We start from the raw sequence: 7,458 nt of genomic DNA on the forward strand, positions 1-7,458 counted from the left end.
GATGAAAGCATTAAAACATATTACAACGATACTGCTGGGCGCCTTGGCACTTAGCGCATGTAAAAAATCATATTTAGAAAAGCCCCTTACCGGCGCGCTTGAGCCGCAGTTTCTGCAAACTGAAGCGGGTGCAAATGAGTTGCTGATAGGTTCATACGCCGTTCTTGACGGGCAGCAGGGCGGCGATGCTGCCATTGGCGGCGGGGGCGCATGGGAAGCAGCACCGGATAACTGGATCTATGGCGGTGTTGCCGGCGGCGATGCTTCAAAAGGAAGTGTGGCGGGCGACCAAACCCCGATAGAGCCCATCATGAAATACAACTCGGATGGCAGTAATGGCTTTTTCGACAGTAAATGGCGAGCAGATTATGAAGGTGTTTCGCGTTGCAATAACACCATAAAATCAATCATGAGCATTCCTAAAATAACAGATGCAGCTAAAACCAATCTGCTGGCACAAACCAGGTTTTTAAGGGCGCATTACTATTTTGATCTGAAAAAGATGTTCAATAACGTTCCTTATCTTGACGAAACCACTACTGATATTAACCAACCCAATTCGGGTGTTGATATCTGGGCCAAGATTGAGGATGATTTTAAATTCGCTTATGCCAACCTGCCAACTACGCAACCAGATGCAGGCAGGGCAAACAAGTGGGCTGCAGGCGCCTACTTAGCCAAAACATACCTTTTTGAGCATAAATACACTGATGCCAAGCCGATCTTTGATGCGGTGATAGCACAGGGCGTAACAGCCAGCGGTAAAAAATACGCGCTTAACGAAAAGTTTAACGACAACTTCCGCACTGCTACCAACAACAGCGCCGAATCTGTATTTGCAGTACAGGCTGCTGCCAATGCCGACCCTAACGGCCCCTCACAAGCCAACAACGGCGACATGTTGAACTTCCCTTATGGTAACAGCAGTCCGTTCAGTTGCTGCGGTTTTTACCAGCCATCGGTTGATCTGGCAAACCACTTCCGCACCAATCCAACAACAGGCTTGCCTTATCTTGATGATTACAACAGCCACGCCATTAAAACCGACATGAACGTGGCTTCCGCAAAAGATTTTACACCCGATGCAGGTACAATCGACCCACGTTTAGACTGGACTGCCGGTCGCCGTGGCATCCCTTATCTTGATTGGGGCTTACACCCTGGCGCCGACTGGATCCGTGACCAGGATTACGGTGGCCCGTATTCGCCGCTTAAAAATGTTTACGGCCAGGCCGAGCAGGAAACCAATGGCGATAACACTTCTTGGGCGCCAGGTTCGGGTATCAACTACAACCTCATCCGCTATGCCGACGTATTACTGATGGCCGCCGAAGTTGAAGCACAGGTTGGTAGCTTGGATAAAGCCGAAAGCTACGTAAATATGGTGCGGAACCGCGCAGCCAATCCGGATGGCTTTGTACACAAATACAAAGACGATGAAGACCCAACCGCAGGTTTTACCGATGTACCCGCGGCTAATTATAAAGTAAGCCCTTACCCGGGCGGCGCTTTTGCAAGCAAGGATTTTGCATTAAAAGCAATATACTTTGAGCGCAAAATTGAGCTGGCGATGGAAGGCCACCGCTTTTTTGACCTGGTACGCTGGGGCATTGCCGATACTGAGCTCAATGCTTACATCACCTTTCAAAGCACCGTTACCAATGATGTTAAGGGAGGCAAATTCCTTAAGGGTAAAAACGAATATTATCCTATACCGCAAAGGGAAATTGACCTTAGCGTAAAAGGCGGCTCGCCTGTGTTGAAACAAAATCCGGGCTACCATTAATTAAAGCTGAAAGCAAAACGCGCAAAGCCGAAAGCTATTAAACTGGAGGCGTTGAGTTTTGTAACGACTTATAACTTACCGGGAAATGTATTCCCGGTAAGTTTATTATCTTGCCTTAACATCCCTGCTTTTTAAACAAGCTGATTATAAACTTTTTTTAACCCATTTATGGACAAATCATCATCGCGGTTTTTATCGCTGGATGTATTTCGTGGCATGACTTTATGCTTCATGATCATTGTAAATACGCCGGGCAGCGGAGCAGCAGCCTTTTCGCCCCTTGAACATGCCGCATGGCACGGTTTCACCCCAACCGATCTTGTGTTCCCATCCTTTTTGTTTGCCGTTGGCAACGCCATGAGCTTTTCGATGAAACGCTACCAGGAAATGGGTAACGCGGCTGTTTTAAGCAAGATCTTCAGGCGCACGCTGCTCATATTTTTGATTGGCTACCTCATGTACTGGTTCCCTTTCTTTTCAACCAGCGGCGGGCATTTTCATTTAAAACCTATTGCACACACCCGCATTATGGGCGTTTTGCAGCGCATTGCTTTGTGTTATTGCTTTGCCTCACTCATGATCCACTTCCTGTCTAAACGGTCGGTGTTTATTTTATCGGGGATATTTTTAGTGATCTACTGGATCATCCTGCTCGTGTACGGCAACCCGGCAGATCCGCTGAGCATGACCGGCAATGCAGGCATCTACCTTGATAAATTTTTGTTCGGTGTCAATCACCTGTATCACGGCGAAGGGATCCCGTTTGAACCCGAAGGCGTGCTGAGTACATTACCGGCTATTGTTAACGTGGTAGTGGGCTACTACGCAGGTAAATTCATCCAGCAAAAAGGGAAGGGCTATGATACTACTACCAAATTGCTATTAACCGGCTGCCTGTTTATCTTTTTGGCCCTGTGCTGGAACATGGTTTTCCCGATCAATAAAAAACTGTGGACAAGCTCATTTGTGCTGGTTACTACAGGGCTCGACTTGGTGATCCTTTCAGGGTTGATCTACGCGCTGGAGATCAATAACTGGAACAAAGGCAACTGGGCCCGCTTTTTTACTACCATGGGTAAAAATCCGTTGCCTATTTATGTACTTTCTGAAATATTGCTGATCCCGGTAAGTATGATCATCATCAGCGGCAGCAATGCTGTCGACTGGATCAATACTTCCTTTTATCAAACCATAGCTCCCGGCCCGATAGGCTCATTACTGTTTGCCATCAGCTTTATGCTGATCTGCTGGCTGGTTGCTTATATACTTGATAAGCGTAAAATTTATATCAGGGTGTAATTTGGAATATCAGATTTCGAATGTTCGATTTCGAATTTAGGTTTTTTTATCGCCCGGCGGCCGTGTTCTCACAGTCGCCGGATGGTGTTTTTTGTCTGAACCCGAATTTTAAGTAATTACCCGAATGCTCAGCAAATTCAAAAAATTTCAATAATTCCTTAAAATCCGGGTTCAGACAACATCTTGCTCATCTTTAAATCCAAAAAATCAAGGTTCAGAAAACACTTTTTAATATTATTTAAAAAGCCTAATTTGCGTACATCCAATTAAATAACAATTCTTTATGAAGAAATTATCCTTATTGCTTTGCGGCTGCATAGCACACCTGCTTTCTGTAGCCCAAACAGCAAAACCGGCCCTTGCACTTGTACCGCAGCCGGTAAAAGTTACCCAAACCACTGGTGAGTTTGTACTGCCAAAAACGGTAATTGTAGAGGCGGGATCATCAGCAGATGTGGCAAACGTTACAGCCTATCTTAAACGCAAACTCTCAACCGCTGCCGGAACTTTTGTAACTGTAAAAGCTACTGCGCCAACAGCGCCTATCAGGCTGGTCTTAAATAAAACAGCAGATACACTGATCAAAACGGAAGGTTATAAATTATCAGTAACCCCTAAAAAAGTAGTGATCCGCGCCAATGATGCCGCCGGGTTATTTTATGGTGTACAAACATTTTTCCAGTTGCTGCCTAAAGAAATTGAAGGATTAGAAGTAGCCAAAGGCGTAAAATGGGCTGCACCCGCGGTTGAGATTACCGACTACCCAAGGTTTGCATGGCGAGGATTGATGTTTGATGTAGCACGTCACTTTTTTACCAAAGCCGAGGTTAAGCAATATATTGACGCTATGGTTAAGTATAAATTTAACCTGCTGCACATGCACCTTACCGATGATGAAGGCTGGCGCGTGGAGATCAAAAGCCTGCCAAGGTTAACTGAAGTAGGGGCACACAATGTTAAAAAAGTGGGCCAGTTTGGTACTTTTAGCCCTCCTGCAGCAGACGAGCCACGTACCTACGGCGGTTTCTACACCCAGGATGATATCAAAGAGTTGGTACAATACGCTAAAGACAGGTTTGTAAACATCCTGCCTGAGATTGATGTGCCGGGCCATAGCCTTGCTGCGGTGGTTGCCTATCCCGAGCTTTCATGTACCCCAGGTGCCGATAAATATGTGGTAAACTCGGGCGAGCCTTTTATGGACTGGAGCGGTCCGCATAACAGGGCTATCGTTGATAATACCCTTTGCCCGGCAAATGAAAGCGTTTATACTTTTTTAGACAAGGTAGTTACCGAAGTAGCCCAGCTGTTCCCATTCGGTTACATCCATTTAGGCGGCGATGAGTGCGCAAAAAACTTCTGGGAGCAAAGTGATGCCATAAAAGCACTGATGGCCAAAGAAAACCTGAAGACAATGAGCGAGGTACAAGCTTACTTTGAAAAACGCCTTGAAAAAATTGTAGAATCAAAAGGCAAAAAATTCATGGGTTGGGATGAGATCATTGAAGGCGGCCTTGGCCCAAATGCAGCCGTAATGAGCTGGCGCGGCATCCAGGGCGGCATCACCGCTGCTAAAGCCGGTCATGAAGTGGTGATGAGCCCTACAACGTTCGCCTATCTTGATTATATGCAAAGCGACCGCGTAAACGAAACCAAGATCTATGCCACGCTTCGCCTAAACAAAACCTATTCATGGGAGCCTGTGCCCGACAGCGTTGATGCACGCCTCATTAAAGGCGGACAGGCCAATTTATGGACAGAACAGGTATACAACATCCGCCAGGCCGAATATATGACCTGGCCGCGCGGCATGGCCATTGCTGAAGATGTATGGTCGCCAAAGGGCACTAAAAACTGGGACGGGTTTTTCAGCAGGGTGGAGAAACATTTCCCCCGCTTTGATGAAGCTGAAACCAAGATAGCCCCAAGCGCTTATGACCCATCATTTGATGCAGTATTAAATCCAGATAGCACCCTTAAAATTACGCTGACTAACGAGGTGAACGGACTGGATACTTATTACAGCTTTGACAATTCGTTTCCCGACAGGTTTTATCCTAAATATACAACGCCAATAGATGCCCCTAAAGATGCAACTACATTAAGGGTGATCACCTATCGCGGTAAAAACCCGATAGGCCGCATGGTAACCATGCCGTTGGCTGAGTTGAAAAGCAGGATTAAGAAGTAAGGATAGTTTTTCTTAAACGTAAAAGGCCTTCGGAACTTAATCCGAAGGCCTTTTACGTTTAATTACCCCATGTCATTGCGAGCGATAGCGCGGCAATCCCGTAGCTATACAGGGAGGATATGCATTGTTGTGATGCATTGGCTACGAGATTGCCACGTCGCCCCATTGCACAGCCCCATGCTGCTCCTCGCAATGACATAAAGTTTATCTTACTTTATTTTTATTTCAGCTCCGGGAATTTAGCAGCTTCAAAAATGCTTTTCTCGGTTGCAGCCTTTTCAACATCCTGCCATTTACGTGGCGCATCGATAGACAGGATGGTACCGCTGTCTTTACCTATCTGCACATCATCTTCAATACGTACACCAATGTTCCACCATTTTTTATCACATGGACTGCCAGCGGGGATATAAATACCCGGCTCAACGGTGATCACCCAATTTTCTTCCAGGTTACCACGGCCGCCTTTATCATGCACATCAAGCCCTAAATGGTGCGAACAACCATGAGGATAATATTTACGAACCTCCGAAGCATCCTTGATAATGCCAAGCTTGATCAGTCCTGCTGATAATACTTCAACTGATTTTTGCTCAAGACTGGCATAAGGAACACCTGTTTTACATAATTTAAAGATCTCTTCCTGTGCATCATATACCAGCTGATAAATAGCTTTTTGCTCTTCAGTAAATTTACCATTGGATGGTACGGTGCGGGTAACATCGGCAGAGTAGCCATGGTACTCGGCGCCAACATCCATCAGCAGTAACTGGTTGTTAAGTTTTGTGGCCGAGTTTTCTTCATAATGCAGAATACAACCATTTGCACCAGCGCCTACAATTGGCGGATAGCCCTCATCTTCGGCCCCGTATCTTTTGTGTACGTACATCATAATACCTTCCACTTCGCGTTCGCTCATAGTCGGCTTTACCGATTTCATTACTTCCAGATGCGCAAGGCTTGATATTTCAACAGCTTTTTTCAATACTGCCAGTTCTTCTGTTGTTTTTACTCCGCGAAGCTTGCTGGTGAAAGTATTAAAGCCGATGTTGCCGCCTAAAGTATTGCCAATTTTGGCTTTAACTGCCACAAGCGTAGCCGAATCGGGTTTAGCCAATAACTCCTGCACCAAAGGACTTGCTTTAGTCAGGTCATTATTGTATTTGCCCTTAAAGTAAGTAACCATTCGTGCCAGGTTCTGTGGCGTAGTACGATTGGCAATCAAATTCATATCGCTCACAGCCTGCCTGTCAACATCGGCAATACCTGCCTTAGTTTTAAAAGCGGCTATCAATTTCTTGAGTTCACCGGTTGATCCATCACCGGTAACATCCTCGGGCAGCGCGTCATAATATACGTTGGCAAACTTTTTAAAATCTACTGGGAATTTTGCAAAATCCTCGCTGTTATAAGCCCGTTTAATGCCCAGCTGTGATTTAGCGCCTTCTACACCCAAACGCCTTCCTGTCCATTGCTCGCGACCGGCATCGCGATGGCGGACAAACAGCACTTCGTTGTAGCTGCTGTCACCATCGGCCTGCACATCTTTAAACACTAACAGCACCGAGTTTGGCTCTTTGTATCCAGAAAAATAATACAGGTCGGGATTAGGATGATACACATAATTAACATCGTTAGAAAACACCTGCTCTGGGTAAGAGAAGATCACTGTTACCGAATTGGCGGGCATCAGGTCGCGCAGGGCCTGGCGTCTTCCGGCATGAAATTCTTTGCTTAGATAATCAGTAGGTAAGTTTTCGGCGGCTTGTCCGAAACAGCGGCTGCCGCCGCACAGGGCAAGTAAAACTACTAATGCCCGAAAAAATGATCGCGTCATAATGATAAAGGATAATGTCAGTCAAAAAACGGTTTAAGATACTAAATATCAAGAGATATTATATTCACCCTTTTAGGGGGAAATAAGAGTTACTTACAACAAATGTCATTGCGAGGAACGTGATGGGAATGAGCCCGGGCGTGACGCGGCAATCTCGTAGCCTTGCATTACCAAAGTGCATATCCGCCCTGTATAGCTACGAGATTGCCACGCTATCGCTCGCAATTGTAAGGGTTTAGTAATTCGGAGACAAAATAGCAGGTTATTATTTGTTGTTTAAGGAGATCATATCGATAGGTCTTTTGCCATTAATACCTTGATGAGGTCTTTCCCAGTTATAATAGA

Annotated in this window: 4 protein-coding genes; 3 read left to right on the plus strand and 1 reads right to left on the minus strand. The window is 45.8% G+C overall.

Going from position 1 to position 7,458, the window contains the following annotated elements; genetic code table 11:
• Position 1 precedes the first annotated feature (1 nt).
• The 3 genes from ACFFGT_RS19855 (at position 2) to ACFFGT_RS19865 (ending at position 5,276) form a co-directional block, all read left to right on the plus strand.
• The gene (locus tag ACFFGT_RS19855) at positions 2 to 1,786 is read left to right on the plus strand and encodes a RagB/SusD family nutrient uptake outer membrane protein (protein ID WP_377024257.1); all 1,785 of its coding nucleotides are present in this window, start codon (positions 2 to 4) and stop codon (positions 1,784 to 1,786) included.
• A gap of 168 nt (positions 1,787 to 1,954) precedes the next feature.
• Positions 1,955 to 3,085 (plus strand): acyltransferase family protein, encoded by a 1,131-nt coding sequence (locus tag ACFFGT_RS19860; RefSeq protein WP_377024258.1) that lies wholly within the window; start codon positions 1,955 to 1,957, stop codon positions 3,083 to 3,085.
• Positions 3,086 to 3,368: 283 nt separating this feature from the next.
• The gene (locus ACFFGT_RS19865) at positions 3,369 to 5,276 is read left to right on the plus strand and encodes a beta-N-acetylhexosaminidase (RefSeq protein ID WP_377024259.1); all 1,908 of its coding nucleotides are present in this window, start codon (positions 3,369 to 3,371) and stop codon (positions 5,274 to 5,276) included.
• Between the two features lie 220 nt (positions 5,277 to 5,496).
• Here the strand turns inward: ACFFGT_RS19865 and ACFFGT_RS19870 are convergent, their stop codons facing one another.
• A complete protein-coding gene (locus ACFFGT_RS19870) occupies positions 5,497 to 7,113 on the minus strand; it encodes an aminopeptidase P family protein (protein WP_377024260.1) in 1,617 nt (538 codons plus the stop codon).
• Positions 7,114 to 7,458: the final 345 nt, after the last annotated feature.

Origin of the sequence: Mucilaginibacter angelicae (genome assembly GCF_042434235.1) — a bacterium.
Classification (GTDB): Bacteria; Bacteroidota; Bacteroidia; order Sphingobacteriales; family Sphingobacteriaceae; genus Mucilaginibacter; species Mucilaginibacter angelicae.